This is a genomic window from Klebsiella sp. BIGb0407, assembly GCF_024807845.1.
Taxonomy (GTDB): Bacteria; Pseudomonadota; Gammaproteobacteria; order Enterobacterales; family Enterobacteriaceae; genus JGM124.
This window is the reverse complement of the sequence record NZ_JANUEQ010000007.1, coordinates 235,930-249,266: the sequence shown is the minus strand read 5'-3', so window position 1 is coordinate 249,266 and position 13,337 is coordinate 235,930. Positions and strand designations below refer to the sequence as shown.

At 46.8% G+C, this 13,337-nt stretch carries 14 protein-coding genes; 4 read left to right on the top strand and 10 right to left on the bottom strand.

The features are described from left to right. Positions 1-252 precede the first annotated feature (252 nt). From M2387_RS19800 to M2387_RS19790, 3 genes are all read left to right on the top strand, one after another. Positions 253-1,953, top strand: a complete 1,701-nt coding sequence (locus tag M2387_RS19800; protein ID WP_259051947.1) for a molecular chaperone HscC — start codon at positions 253-255, stop codon at positions 1,951-1,953. Continuing rightward, positions 1,953-3,287 (top strand): J domain-containing protein, encoded by a 1,335-nt coding sequence (locus M2387_RS19795; protein WP_259051946.1) that lies wholly within the window; start codon positions 1,953-1,955, stop codon positions 3,285-3,287. The genes M2387_RS19800 and M2387_RS19795 overlap by 1 nt, the downstream gene beginning before the upstream one ends. A gap of 269 nt (positions 3,288-3,556) precedes the next feature. Next, positions 3,557-4,171: a YfdX family protein gene (locus tag M2387_RS19790; protein ID WP_259051945.1), complete on the top strand. Its 615-nt coding sequence runs from the start codon at positions 3,557-3,559 to the stop codon at positions 4,169-4,171. Between the two features lie 76 nt (positions 4,172-4,247). Here M2387_RS19790 and chiP read toward each other — a convergent pair whose 3' ends face one another. The 7 genes from chiP to M2387_RS19755 all read right to left on the bottom strand — a co-directional run bounded on the left by chiP (position 4,248) and on the right by M2387_RS19755 (position 11,114). Continuing rightward, complete coding sequence (gene chiP, locus M2387_RS19785; RefSeq protein WP_259051944.1) at positions 4,248-5,645, bottom strand: chitoporin ChiP; 1,398 nt, start codon at positions 5,643-5,645, stop codon at positions 4,248-4,250. A 178-nt stretch (positions 5,646-5,823) separates the two neighbouring features. After that, positions 5,824-6,588: a chitin disaccharide deacetylase gene (gene chbG / locus M2387_RS19780; RefSeq protein ID WP_259051943.1), complete on the bottom strand. Its 765-nt coding sequence runs from the start codon at positions 6,586-6,588 to the stop codon at positions 5,824-5,826. A gap of 20 nt (positions 6,589-6,608) precedes the next feature. Continuing rightward, positions 6,609-7,955: a 6-phospho-beta-glucosidase gene (locus M2387_RS19775; protein WP_259051942.1), complete on the bottom strand. Its 1,347-nt coding sequence runs from the start codon at positions 7,953-7,955 to the stop codon at positions 6,609-6,611. 96 nt (positions 7,956-8,051) lie between these two features. Further along, on the bottom strand, positions 8,052-8,882 hold the full coding sequence (gene chbR / locus M2387_RS19770; protein ID WP_259051941.1) for a transcriptional regulator ChbR: 831 nt from the start codon (positions 8,880-8,882) through the stop codon (positions 8,052-8,054). A 27-nt stretch (positions 8,883-8,909) separates the two neighbouring features. Then, positions 8,910-9,257 (bottom strand): PTS N,N'-diacetylchitobiose transporter subunit IIA, encoded by a 348-nt coding sequence (gene chbA, locus M2387_RS19765; protein WP_259051998.1) that lies wholly within the window; start codon positions 9,255-9,257, stop codon positions 8,910-8,912. A 52-nt stretch (positions 9,258-9,309) separates the two neighbouring features. Continuing rightward, positions 9,310-10,668, bottom strand: coding sequence for a PTS N,N'-diacetylchitobiose transporter subunit IIC (chbC, locus tag M2387_RS19760; protein WP_259051940.1), 1,359 nt, complete (start codon positions 10,666-10,668; stop codon positions 9,310-9,312). A 131-nt stretch (positions 10,669-10,799) separates the two neighbouring features. Next, positions 10,800-11,114, bottom strand: a complete 315-nt coding sequence (locus tag M2387_RS19755) for a PTS sugar transporter subunit IIB (RefSeq protein WP_259051939.1) — start codon at positions 11,112-11,114, stop codon at positions 10,800-10,802. Between the two features lie 391 nt (positions 11,115-11,505). On the opposite strand from M2387_RS19755, the gene M2387_RS19750 reads away from it, so the two are divergent. Further along, the gene (locus M2387_RS19750; RefSeq protein WP_310572791.1) at positions 11,506-11,862 is read left to right on the top strand and encodes a helix-turn-helix domain-containing protein; all 357 of its coding nucleotides are present in this window, start codon (positions 11,506-11,508) and stop codon (positions 11,860-11,862) included. 101 nt (positions 11,863-11,963) lie between these two features. Here the strand turns inward: M2387_RS19750 and M2387_RS19745 are convergent, their stop codons facing one another. The 3 genes from M2387_RS19745 to M2387_RS19735 form a co-directional block, all read right to left on the bottom strand. Further along, on the bottom strand, positions 11,964-12,320 hold the full coding sequence (locus tag M2387_RS19745) for a hypothetical protein (RefSeq protein WP_259051938.1): 357 nt from the start codon (positions 12,318-12,320) through the stop codon (positions 11,964-11,966). A 212-nt stretch (positions 12,321-12,532) separates the two neighbouring features. Next, a complete protein-coding gene (locus M2387_RS19740) occupies positions 12,533-13,111 on the bottom strand; it encodes a GNAT family N-acetyltransferase (RefSeq protein WP_259051937.1) in 579 nt (192 codons plus the stop codon). Positions 13,112-13,140: 29 nt separating this feature from the next. Continuing rightward, positions 13,141-13,299, bottom strand: coding sequence for a hypothetical protein (locus M2387_RS19735; protein WP_259051935.1), 159 nt, complete (start codon positions 13,297-13,299; stop codon positions 13,141-13,143). Positions 13,300-13,337: the final 38 nt, after the last annotated feature.

The following is a 13,337-nucleotide window of genomic DNA, read 5'->3' as shown; positions in this document are numbered from 1 at the left end:
TAATAACCTATAGTGAGTGCTAGCAGGACGTAGCGGCAGATATCTATAGATATATTCATATCTAAGCGAGATCAATTCTTAAGTCATATTATTCAGATAATTCTACCCTGTTTAGTTCCTTCCTCTGATTTAATCATGTATTGAACCCACCCCACTCCCCGGATATATTAATCACGCAGGCTGCATAACAGCCCGGATAATAATATTAATTTTTGCGTGGTTTAATTTAAAACTCATGTCAGGGACAAGGCGATGGCAGGCGATCATTCTCCGATAATTGGTATCGATCTTGGCACTTCAAACAGTGCTATTTCATGGTTTAGTGAACAGGGGGCTGTATTAATTACGGGGGCTAAAGACGAGCGCCTGACCCCCTCAGTCGTAGGGCTTGATGATGAAGGTAATCTGCTGGTTGGCGAGGCCGCAAAATCCCGCCTGGTGAGTCACCCTCATCTTACTGTTGCCAGCTTTAAGCGTTATATGGGAACAGATAAAGTCTTCACCCTCGGCAATAAGTCGTTTCGTGCCGAAGAGCTCTCAGCGCTCGTTCTGCGTAAATTAAAAGCCGATGCTGAAGTCGCCCTGGGTTGTACCGTTACGCGCGCTGCTATTACGGTTCCGGCTTATTTCAATGATTCACAGCGTAAAGCGGTGAAAGCCGCCGGACAAATGGCGGGGTTGCAGGTTGAACGCCTGCTAAATGAACCCACCGCCGCGGCACTCGCCTACGGTTTGAATGATGCCAGAGAGCAAAAATTCCTGATATTCGACCTGGGTGGCGGCACCTTTGACGTCTCTATTGTCGATATGTTTGAAGGGGTGATTGAGGTGCGTGCCAGCAGCGGTGACGCCTGGCTTGGCGGCGACGATTTTACTGACGTCATACGCCAATGGATGATAAGCCGTTACCCTGAGCTGGTTTCGAGTACTCCCGAGCTATCAGCAGGTTTGACTCAACAGGCTGAAAAGCTGAAACAACAGCTGAGTAGCCAGGATCGCGCGAACGCAAAACTGACTCACGCCGGGACGGAGTATCAGTGGGAACTGGATGAACACACTTTTCATGAGTGTTGTAACGGGCTGCTGGCAAAATTAAAAAAACCGGTGATTCAGGCGCTACAAGATGCGCAGTTTGATATCAGTCAGCTCGATCACGTCATCATGGTAGGGGGAGCCACAAGGATGCCCCTGGTTCGTCAGTTGGTTACCCGCATGTTTAGCCGCTTCCCGCGTAATGAGCTCAATCCGGATGAAGTGGTCGCGCTTGGGGCCGGCGTTCAGGCGGGGCTGATCGCTGAGAATCGGGCGCTGGATGATATTGTCCTGACCGATGTGATGCCCTATTCACTCGGGATCGCCGTCGCCCGCCATAACGGCGATAAAATAGAACCTGGATTTTTTGCTCCACTTATAGAGCGCAATTCATTTGTGCCCGTCAGCGTGATGCAAACTTTTAGCACCATGACGGATAATCAGCGTCATATTGAGGTTGAGGTTTATCAGGGCGAGTCGCGTAAAGTCAGCGATAACCTGCTGCTCGACCAGATGTCTGTCAATGTTCCCGCCCGCAAGGCAGGTGAGGTCAGTGTAGATATACGTTTCACATATACCCTGGACGGTATTCTGGAAGTGGAATGTAAGGTTAACGGTCAGGATGCAACTTCGACGATGATCATCGAAAAAGCGCCGGGAACGCTGAGTGCCGAAGAGATAGCCCAACGCCTGAAAGCACTCGATGCGCTGAAGCAACACCCGCGAGACGTTCCGGAAAATCGCCAGTTAGCAGCAGAAGCCGCCAGACGCTATGAGCAAACGCTGGGTGAAAGACGTCAGATTATCGATCACTACGCCACACAGTTCGAACAGGCGGTTGAAAAGCAGGATTTGCGCTTAATCGCTCTGGCACGAGATGAACTGCGCCATGTGCTGGCTCAGTTTAACGACGGATTGTAATGATGACGACAATTTGGGATGTTCTGGGCATTCAGCCTACAGATGATGAACGAGAGATCCGCCGCGCCTATGCCCGGGAATTAAAGTTACGCCGCCCGGACCAAGACCCCCAGGGATTTCAGGAACTACGAGAAGCCTTTGATAGCGCCAAACGCTATGCCAGCTCAGAAATTCCCCCTGTGCAAGAGCAAGAGCAAGAGCAAGTAACGTTGTATGATTATCCTGAGCCGACACAACCCGCGGACGAGAATCAACAGTTTGCGTCGGAAGCGGTGACTGTACCTGATGTCAGCTGGAGTCAAAATGAGCTCTGGTCCAGGGCGCACAGTCTGAGTATTTTATTGATCAAAGATGAACTTAAAGGGCTGGGAGAACTGCATCAGTATCTTGATAACGAAATCCCTGACGCCCTCGAAGCCTTACAAGCTTTTAGCCTGATGCTGGCTCGCGAGCTCAGTGAACAACCTGGGCTTGATCGTAACCTGCTAAATGAGGTTTCAGCGGTAATGCACTGGCAGTTAGACAGCTATAACTCCTCTCCGCTTTCCCACTGGATTATTCTCGCTCTTGAAGAACAAATAAGCCTGACGGAGCAAGAAAACTACTGGCAAAAACTTTCCTGGAAATACCTCGGTAGTCGTCTGAAACAATTGAAGTGGCGTTTACTAACGGAAAAAGGAGCATCAGTCCCATGGTGGGGAAGACTGATCCCCGATCTTTTCCTGCAATTAGACGCGCAAGTCAGCGAAATACGCCAGCTGCATCCCGCTCTTCAAGAGCGCCTTAATCCTTTACTGTTGAATGAGCTTTCTCAACCTGGTAGAGCAATAACCTGGGAAACCATTATTGCCATTCTTTTTTGGGGTAATACTGCCAGGATAATGGGCCAGATAACACCTCAGATAGACTCCCTCCCTGCATTAATGCTCGTTGTTATTGCCAGTTTTCTTTGGGGCTACCCGACGCTTTTACGCTGGAGTACTACGGGAGGAGTCGCAGAAAAATGTACTCAGGTCTTTTTCTGGCTGGTGTCCGTGGCGTTACTGGTCATAGCGACTTATTATGCCTGGCAAGCAATCAACACATTTCGGGAAGAGAGTCCACGCCCTCAGATAGCCGCCGGCGTTTTGATTCTGGTGATGCTCTCCATCGGATCGGCATTCTGGCAGAACCGCTCTGAGTGGCGAAGTGTTCCCATCATAATCATCCTTACCATCCTGAAGTTCCCAATAGTATTTATCCGTAAACTTTCCCCTTTGGTTAGCCTGCTGGGTCTGGCATTGTTACCCATACTTTATGCCATCATCGTCGATTTCGTTTTCTTAGGTAACTAAAAAATCCTGCGGATCATTGAGATCTGCAGGACTCCCCCGGCAACGCGTATTTTTTATAACGATCGGCTTCTGGCAATATTCTTACTCTTAAAATCGCTACATTTACCAAAGAATAAATCGCTAATTTTACCCCGAACAAGCCACACAATTCACTGCCAACTGGAAATATCACAAAGTCACATCTACGCTTAAAACAGACCACTGAGGCCGGGAGTCACTCAGACTCCGGCTGATGTACTGTTTTCTATCTGATGTAAGGGATATTGATTATGAAACGTCTTTTAACCGCAGCACTGATTGCATCCACTCTGGCTGCCGTTCCGGTTCTGGCCGTTGCTGAGCAGGCACCTGGTGCGGCAGTAGCACATCAACAGGCTGCTGAAACCTTAAAAATTTCTCAGCAGGGTTTTACCGCAGTACAGGATGTCCGGATGGCGCGCCTGGCTATTTTCCAGGGTGAACCTGAGCATGCGGTTAAACTGGCCGATGCCGCGGCAAAACTTCTGGCTGATGACAGCGCGGAATGGAAGACATTTGCCAGAACGGACAAGAATGCAGCCCTTATCGGCGATCAGTACATTGCGATAGACGGCACCATGGGTATCAGTGAAAACTTTATTGCCACGCCTGAAAAACAGGAAGCGATTAAGAAAGCGAATGAACAACTGGCAAAAGACGATCAAAAAGGCGCGATTGAAACCCTGCGTTTGGCTGATATTGCGGTGACACAAAAACTGTATTTGCTGCCACTAAAACATGCTCAGAAAGCGGTCGCAGATGCCCAAAAACTGCTGGGTGAGAAAAAATACTATGAAGCGAATCTGGCCCTGAAAGCAGTGGAAGACAGCGTAACCATTAACAGTAACTCGATTACTGCGGACTGATATCGCGGTGTCGCTGGCAGGCGAGTTACCCTGCCTGCCAGCGACAAAATTCGGGAAAATAGCGGCTCCGCTATAATCAGAACAGAGTGAACGGCGCAATGACCATAAACTTCACATCACGCTCATCCTGGAAGATATTGCCGTAGCCTCCGCTCCAGCTTGGAATGTTAGAGTGGTTGTTGTATTCCGTATAGTGCAGTTTAAACTGGGTTCCCTTCGCGCGGCCATCCTGTATTGTATATACCGCATCCAGGCTGTATGCAGACTCCTTCAGACGCTTATTCGGGTCATACCAGGCATCCGGCGAGGCCATTCTACCCGGCTTCGCGTCCCAGCCATAAACGTAGGAAGCACCGAAAGCCCAGCCCGGCATATCCCAGTTTTTCATGTCATACATCGCGCCAAAAAAGACCGCTTTTTCGCCGTTGGCGTTAAAGTCTGAACGGTTATCCCACCAGACATCAAGACGACCATTCGAGGAAGCGTAGGTCGGGGTCATACGCTGTAAGAAGTAGCCCTGCTGCCCTTCGGCTTTTACCAGCGTGCCTTCCAGACGGAGATCCAGCACGTCGCCAATTTTATACCCCAGGGTCAGCGCTTGCAGCCAGGCGGTGCCATCGTAGATATCATTCACGCCGCCGTCGCTGACTTTGTCACGCGTGCCGTAAAACTGATAGCTGGTACGTAACGGTTTATCCGCAATCGTAATGGGATAGCTGACTTTAGCGAAATACTGGTCAATATAGCCCTGAGCCTGACCGAATGCGCCTTCCAGTATCAGGTCATTTTTAAAATCATATTTGGCGCCAATGGAGTGTAAATAGCTTACTTTGGTTGCCCTGTCATTCTGTAAGAAGTTATCCATCTCAAGATGCCACGGCGCTTTATATTTGTTAGTCCACATATAGGCGAGGTTAAGCGCCCCCGCCTGGCCGTAATCAAAATCGGCGCCTAATTCTGCACCACGATAGGTACCCGGCATAAAGCTCCAGTGCGGGGCCAGCAATGTCGGCCCGGTAGGCTGAATATACCCGCCGCGCGCCCATAAAGGACCCAGTTTAAATTTAGCCGCCGCTTTATACAGGCTAATACCGCCCTTATCACCGGAGTAATCTTCATCGTAGGTTTTATTTTTTTTCGAGAAGGCGATTTCATTCGGGTGACCGCTGTCATGACTTTCCATCATTTCAACCACGGTAAATGCCGCGACATCAAGACCAAACATATCGGCGGCATAACCCGACTGAAAGTCGAGATTGGCATTCCAGGTTGCATGGGAAAGGTTAGTCTTATATTTATCACCATCCAGCGTATCTTTGCGATCCCGTTCACGCTGCCAGTAATAAATACCGCCAGTTAATGTGGAGTCATCAATAAAACCTTCTGCCTGAGCCTGTGGAATAACCGCCCCGGCCGATAGAGTAGTGATAATAGTAATATATAATAAACTATGCTTCCCGTTAAATGCACGCATGACACACCCTCTCTTTTATTTTATAAAAATAAATTAGTTAGTTTTGTTTTTTACTTTTAAATAGAGTATCGAATCGGATTTTTTAAATACGTACAGCATGATGACTGAGACAAATAAAATCACAGTCATCATTTACTATTAATTAACTTAAAATAAAATTGCTAACTTATTCCAGCCGCTAATTACCCAGCGACTGATAATTACCCAACCGAAAACCACGATCCTTAACAGCCTGTTTTAAGGATGCCGACGTCAGAATATCCAGTTCCGTCAGCCGGGGATAACAATAGGCGCTTTCCATCACGATAGTATCGACAAATGACGGATGGCACATCACCTCCAGCGATGACACATTATCCCGGCTAGCCGCATCGAGTATCTGTAAAAACAGAGACTCTGATACCGCTTCACCGTAGAACTCACTGGAAAAAGCCTCACTGCTACGCGGTACTTCCCGGGCAAGAGTATCCTGCTTAATAAGCAGACGATCGATCCTGACAGGCAGACCTTTTTTACGAGCAAAATCGGCGACAATAGGATAAATCGGCGCCAGCATATGGACGTGATGATGGCTATCAATATGCGTCGGCTCACTCCCGAACAGATCGACAAAACGGCGATACTGGCAGTCAAGTTCATGAGCAATTTCATCCAGCGGCAGGCTGCCCTGCTCCGCCATCTGCCAAAGCCATTTCCCCAGACGGCCTTCGCGCGTTAGGCCCGGCATCCCGGAGAGTGGCTCCCCTAAGGTCAGAACAAAATGCATTCCAACCCCTAGGGTAGGTACCGTGCGGCTCAGTTCAACCGCATGGCGAATCGCCGCACCGTTAACCAGTGCCGTGGTTGAGGTGACTAGCCCGTTATTACAGGCTTCAATGATCCCGTAGTTCTGCCCTTTACTCAGACCAAAGTCATCTGCATTTACGATGAGTACGCGTTCCATTAGCCACTCCTGTAAGGATATTATTGTTTCAGCGTTTCAATGGTAGCCGCAAAGTTTGGCAACCACTTCTGGTGGGCGAGCAGCAGTTCTTTAGCCAATTGCTCGGCATCCCGGTCGGAGTGAATCAGCGGGCTTAAATTCAGTGCCAGCAGCACATCGTTCAGCTCTCCGCTAACCGCCGCCTGGCTGGTCGCCACTTCAAATCCTTTAATGGTATAAATTAACCCCAGCACTTTCTCGTCAAAGTGCGTTACCCGCCGCGTCGGCGTTGCCCCTTCACGACCCAGGGTACAGGTCATTTCGACCGTCCAGTCTGCCGGAATATTATCAATATGTCCGCAATGGGGAATATTCACATAATGCTCGGCCTGCTTGTCATTGTAGATAGCGTTAATCACTTCACAGGCCGCATCAGAATAATAAGCCCCGCCGCGCAGCTCGAGCTCTTTCGGCTTAACATCCAGATCAGGAGAGTCATAGAGTTTAAATAGCTGCTGCTCAACCTTCTGCACGACCTGGGCGCGTACGCCGCCCTTATAGTATTCCCCCATTTCAATCGCCAGCATCTCTTTCTGTTTGAAGTAATACTGCAGATAAGAACAAGGGATCAGGTTCAGCGCGCGGATAAGCCCCTCACTAAACGGCAGGTCAAAAATATTTTTCACCGAACTGCCGCCTAATCGACCCGATGCAACACCGTCTAGCAGTTCGTCAAAACGCGAGGTGCCGTTAACCAGTACATCACGGACAAACACCAGATGATTCAGGCCAAACAGATCGATGGACAGCTCATCGCTGGCGCTTAATTCCAACACATCAGTGATAAACATTTTCATGCCGATTGGAATATTACACACGCCGATAAAACGTCTGAAGTCTGTATGACGATAGACCGCCTCAGTTACCATTCCGGCTGGATTAGTAAAATTAATCACCCAGGCATTCGGGCAAATTTCCTGAACATCTTTAACGATATCAAAGATAACCGGAATAGTTCGCAGACCTTTAAATAAACCACCGGCACCGTTAGTTTCCTGGCCCAGGTAGCCGTGGCTAAGAGGAATACGCTCATCTTTTTCGCGCGCCTGTAGCTGTCCCACGCGTAGCTGAGTGGTGACAAAATCAGCCCCCTCAAGAGCCGCGCGTCTGTCGAGGGTTTTAAACACCTTCATCGGTACCCCCGCCTTTTCAACCATACGCTGGCAGAGAGCGTGGATAATATCGAGTTTCTCAGCACCGTCCTCCACGTCTACCAGCCACAGCTCGCTAACCGGTAATTCGTGATAACGTTTCAGAAAACCTTCGACCAATTCTGGGGTGTAGCTACTGCCGCCTCCGATAGTCACTATTTTTAGTTTCTGGCTCATATTCCTCTCTCTTATAATACGATGCGTTGGATGCAGCTCACCCTCCATATGAATACGGACAGTGAAGTTAATCTTTTTCTGACGCGGATGAATCCGCTACTCTTGGTTAACGCTAGTTAACTTCTTGCGATAATTATTCGGTGTAAATGAGGTCAGTTTTTTAAATGTTTTAATAAATAAACTCGGACTGCTATATCCTGACTCATAGGCAATATCGGTGACCGAATAGTTGGTAATTTCCAGCTGTTTTTTAGCAAAGTTAATACGAATATCATTAATGAGCTGCATTGGCGTTTTACTGTAATAACGCTGAGTGGCCCGGGTTAAATACTCTTGCGTTTTACCGGAGAGACAGACCATCTGTTCAAGCGCTCCCTCGCCAAATTTTAAATTATCGTGCATCTCTTCAACGGTACTTTTTAGCCACACAGGTACGCTATCCTGTTCCGGCTCCTCGCGATAATGCCGTAAACGGTTCATGGCATAAAAAGTGACGAGCTCGATGAATTCATCAAATTCAGTTTCACGAAAATTCAGTGAAGCGATAACGGACTCAATATAACGAATAAACGAGTTTTTTACTGAGTAAACCTGGGAGGCAACCAGGTCTGGCGGCAGTAACGTCGCGTAGTGTTTCTCAAAAAAACTTTTCTTGATCCCCACGTTAAAGATACGCGTCGCGCCAAAAGAGTAGAAACTTTGGTGATGCGACCCTATTGGAATAAAAACAAAATCTCCGCTCTCCAGCAGGACCCGCTTACCGTTAATCTCCTGAAAATAGCGTCCGGTCAGTACCAGAGTATATTCATAATAATCATGGCTATGCAGACCACTGACGCTTTCCGTTTTATTGTAGATAACCACATGAAAATTCTTGCCGTTGAAAAGCTGGTTTTCTCGTGCGACGGTAATTTCTTTGGTTATCATTTTTGGCTGCCTCATAGGGTCGGGAGTCTATTGTATCTTCTGGTGCAGCTCGATCAATTCACCCACCAGCTCACGAAGCAGTATCGCGGTCATCAGGTGGTCCTGAGCGTGTACCATCACCAGGCTGACTTTAATTTTCCCTTCACCTTCATCGCTTTCAATAAGCTGAGTTTGCACCCGGTGTGCCTCACTCAGTGCGATGCGAGACTTTTCCATCAGATTATTTGCCTCGGTAAAGTCACCAGACTTTGCCTGCTTTAATGCCCCAAAGGCAAAGCTGCGCGCCTGGCCGGCATTAATAATCAGCCCCATCACCACTTCTTCGAGGTCATTATTTTCCGTTTGCTGTTCTTCTATCTCATCCAGATTAAACATCATACTTCCTCATCCGTTGGTATTTCCCTGATGGTTAACAACCTGTTTAGCATCAGAATTTCAGTGCGTTAGCGATATCTTCTTCGCTCTCTTCCTGCTCAATGGTGCTTTGGGCCTTATTCGCGATAACCACAAAGGGTAAATACACCAGGGTCGCCACGCAGAGGTTAAACAGGGCCAGCAGCAGGGCCGCGATACTCCCGTTGGTATTAAAGAAGGCGCCTAATCCAGTCGGCATCGTCCAGGGAGCCATATTGGTTATTGGCGGAATAACACCTAAGCTGTAGGCCGAGACAGTGATTGCCGCTAAGATTGGCGAGATTAAGATGAAAGGAATAAACATCACCGGGTTCATAATAATCGGCAGACCAAACAGAATCGGCTCGTTAATCTGGAAAATACCTGCCGGTAAGGCTAGCTTGGCGACCTGACGGTGATCCGCACGACGTGAAGCAATAAAGATAGCGATAATCAGACCAAGTGTGGCACCGGAACCCCCGAGGAATATGTAAGAATCAAACATCGGTTTTGCCCAGGTATGGAAGGTTTTACCGGCTTCTAGTGCGGCATCGACCGAGCCGTATTGTTGGAAAAGCGCCACGTTTTCCAGTGCCCATGGCGTCATGATGCCATTGTCCAAAGCGGTCAAGGCCAGCGCACCGTGTACTCCAAAGAACCAGAGCAAAGGCACCATAATAACGAAGACCCATCCGACGACTGAGCCCAGTGATGCTAACGGGGTTGAGATGCTATCCATGATGATTTGATGGAAGTTAGTATTCCAGAGCATCAGCACATAGGAGAGACAGCCCATAATAGAGAGAATAATAAAGCCTGGAATAACCGCTGAGAACGAGCGGGATACCGACTCCGGAACGCTGGACGGCAGGGTAATAATCCAGTTGCGGCGGACAATAAAGGTGAAGAGTTCAGCCACCACAATACCGATTATCATCCCGGAAATAATATTCGCCCCGCCTAACCAGTTGGCTCCGACAGCATAGGCATCGTTGACGCTATAGGGCGTCACGGTCATAAAGGCCGCGACCGATAACAGCCCGGCCGCCAGAGAATCCACCTTTCGTTCTTCTGCCAGCGCCATACCAATAAAGAAGGGAGCCATCAGCGACATAATACCTAGCGTACCGTTATAAACATTCCCGCCAATGGTTTTAAAGTGATTGAGAGTTTCAATGGTAGCGGGCTCAAGACGGATGCCCATTGAATAAAAAAACGACCCTTCGCCAAAGCTTAAAAATACGTTATTAATTAATATAAACATTGCCCCGGCGAGGGTGAGTGGCATTAATTTAATAAAGCCATTTTTGATAGCGTTAATATGTGGCTGCCTTCCTATTTTAATTGCAAAAGGAAGGAGTATTTTTTCAAGAGACCCAATAATCTTGCTCATAGAAAAACACCTTATCAATATTATAAGTGTAGGGTTACGATATTCGTATGGAATTATTTTTATTTTCGATAAACAATTAAACCAAAAAGCAATCGCCTTAATTGACTTTCCGGTTTAAATAATCAGCATTTCTATTTTTCTTTTTTAAGCATCGCGACGGCGGCTTTCAACACGCCGAGTCCGTCTATCTTGCCATAAAGCGCGGAGTCGATAACCTCTACCGGTTTATTTGGTAGCAGGCGCTGAAATTCTGGCAGCATATAGCCAATTTGTGGCCCCAGCATAATCACATCTGCCTGTTCACCTTTTTCACTGACGAAGGTCTCTGAAAAAGCCTCTATCACTACCGGAACCTTGTACTTCTCTGCCTGAGCACGCATTTTCGACACCAAAAGCGAGGTCGACATCCCTGCGGAACAAAACAGATAAATATTTTTTTTCTCCATAACATCACCCCTTAATGTTGTTCTTTTTAGTCGATATCATCAGGCTCTGTAAGATGATGCGCTGAGTATAGGGGATCGGATGAGTGGCTAATAACTCACTTTGATTAAAATTGTCTCTCATTGACCTGGAGATCAAAAAATACCGCATATTGGTTTTTGTTTAAATTCTTAAAACAGAGTTAAATGTGAAATTAAATAAATTTAATTTATAAAAAACCAGACAAATAATGATGCAATTGTTTATTTTTATGGAATTTAATGCTATTGAAATCATTAACCCAATTTTGATTGTGCGATCACATGAAAGATTGATGAGACACACCCCGTCCCCCCAGAATCTTGCCTGATAAAGGTGGATAAAGGGTAGGTTTTGGATACAGGAGAAAATAATTTGAGAGTTTGTTCGTCCGGGAATGATTACCGTGAAGCACTGGCACTGGTTGACTACCTGATCGAGAACGACGATGAGAACCCGCTCATTGACTTCCTGGCGAGCAAAATTGCGGACTATGAGGATAATAGCGATCGTTTCGCTGATTTTAATAAAGCTATCTCAGAGATGCCGGTAGGTGTTGCGCTACTGCGCACTTTGATTGACCAGTACAATTTGTCATACGCCGACCTGAAAGAGGAGATTGGCTCTAAATCACTAGTAAGCCAGACATTATCAGGCAAGCGCTCATTAACTATTACCCACATTAAGGCACTCTCTGCTCGTGTTGGGGTAAAACCAGAGTGGTTTCTTTAACTCAGCAATGAGCCACCTTGCTTCAGGTGGCTCACTTGACGGTACAAAAAAGAACGAAAGAAAACGAGCGTATATGTCGAATACAGGGTTAAGGATGAGTGTTATTCAGTCGCTTTCTTTTTTAATTCACCAGCCTCTTCTTTTGTTGCATTCCAGCCTTTTTCAGCACCCTCTTTGGTTGCGTTCCAACCCTTTTCAGTACCTTCTTTGGTTGAATGCCAGGCCTTCTGCGATCCTTCACTGATTTTGCTGGTGGTGGAATCACTTGTTCCTTCAGCAGCATGCTTGGATTTAAGTTTAAGCTCTTCGCCTTCATTCTGCGCCTGATGGAGTTTTTCCTTCGCAGTGTTGGCGTTCTTATGTGCTTCAGCCACAGTCTCATCGGTTGCATGTGTGGTAGCGGCAAACACTGGAGCAGCTAACAGAATTGCCGATAATGCGATGATAGTTTTTTTCATAATAAATATCCTCATTTGCTGTGTACAAGACTAAGCATTGCACAGGATGCTAATGGGATGCTTTAGGAATAACCTGTAAAATCGATCGAGCTTAATTTCGCTGCTTGAGCTGATGTATGAACCCAAAATTTCAGGCGTAAAAAAAGCCGCTCGTAAACGACTTAATTTTCGTACTATTTTTGGTAAAGGGAATTGAAATTATATTGAAAATATTAATTTTCTAGTAACGTAAAAAGATCAATAAACATGATTGGGTGATCTGCTGTTTTATTTTCATCAGTATCGAGCAGCTCCATTCCTTGTTTATGATAAAAATCTATCGCACCCTGTTTTGCATCAGTTATTAAGAATCTGCAGCCAACCATAGGCCTTATATCATCCAACGCCATTAACAGGGCATGCCCAAACAATATTGAGCCGATACCGCTGGCTCTACTTTTTGAATCAACAGCCAAACGTGCAATTTTTATAGCCGGTAGAAACTCGTATCTTTCTGCTCGCGCACAGTCACCTAAGTCGTACTCTTTCAAGTTAACCTGGCTACAGGTGAGTGTAATATATCCTAGAATCTTGTAAGGGAAGCTACACTGAGGAATACCTTTGTCTTCTCTTACATTGTCATCTACAACAACATAAGTCTGCGCTATACACCCGTCCTGGAATAATAATGCATCTTGCTGAAGAAACGTTTTAAGCGGCTGAAACTCTTCGGCGCCGCTACTAAATCGTTTATGGGTATGGAATTGGTTTAAAGGCAGGATCTGTAGATCAGGTTGCATCACTTCGTCCATTTTACCTGGCAACCTGTCCTAAATTTTGGTTAGCCGCGTTTAGCCATTTTTTGACGTAAGGCTCGTGCATCCTGTAACGAACGTTGAGCATTTTCGTTAGGCTTAGATTGACTCATTTGTTTGAGCATTTGCTCGGCATCTTTACCGGTCAGGATAGTACGGCCAAACATACTACTTGTAATTGCCACATGTACCTCCTCAGTTTCGATTACATGATGTTAAAGTT

Coding starts and splice junctions, on each gene's coding strand:
- chbR (WP_259051941.1), bottom strand. CDS start 8,882: ATGATAACCAAAGAAATTACCGTCGCACGAGAAAACCAGCTTTTCAAC.
- M2387_RS19790 (WP_259051945.1), top strand. CDS start 3,557: ATGAAACGTCTTTTAACCGCAGCACTGATTGCATCCACTCTGGCTGCC.
- M2387_RS19795 (WP_259051946.1), top strand. CDS start 1,953: ATGATGACGACAATTTGGGATGTTCTGGGCATTCAGCCTACAGATGAT.
- M2387_RS19745 (WP_259051938.1), bottom strand. CDS start 12,320: ATGAAAAAAACTATCATCGCATTATCGGCAATTCTGTTAGCTGCTCCA.
- chbG (WP_259051943.1), bottom strand. CDS start 6,588: ATGGAACGCGTACTCATCGTAAATGCAGATGACTTTGGTCTGAGTAAA.
- M2387_RS19755 (WP_259051939.1), bottom strand. CDS start 11,114: ATGGAGAAAAAAAATATTTATCTGTTTTGTTCCGCAGGGATGTCGACC.
- M2387_RS19775 (WP_259051942.1), bottom strand. CDS start 7,955: ATGAGCCAGAAACTAAAAATAGTGACTATCGGAGGCGGCAGTAGCTAC.
- chbC (WP_259051940.1), bottom strand. CDS start 10,668: ATGAGCAAGATTATTGGGTCTCTTGAAAAAATACTCCTTCCTTTTGCA.
- chiP (WP_259051944.1), bottom strand. CDS start 5,645: ATGCGTGCATTTAACGGGAAGCATAGTTTATTATATATTACTATTATC.
- M2387_RS19740 (WP_259051937.1), bottom strand. CDS start 13,111: ATGGACGAAGTGATGCAACCTGATCTACAGATCCTGCCTTTAAACCAA.
- chbA (WP_259051998.1), bottom strand. CDS start 9,257: ATGTTTAATCTGGATGAGATAGAAGAACAGCAAACGGAAAATAATGAC.
- M2387_RS19800 (WP_259051947.1), top strand. CDS start 253: ATGGCAGGCGATCATTCTCCGATAATTGGTATCGATCTTGGCACTTCA.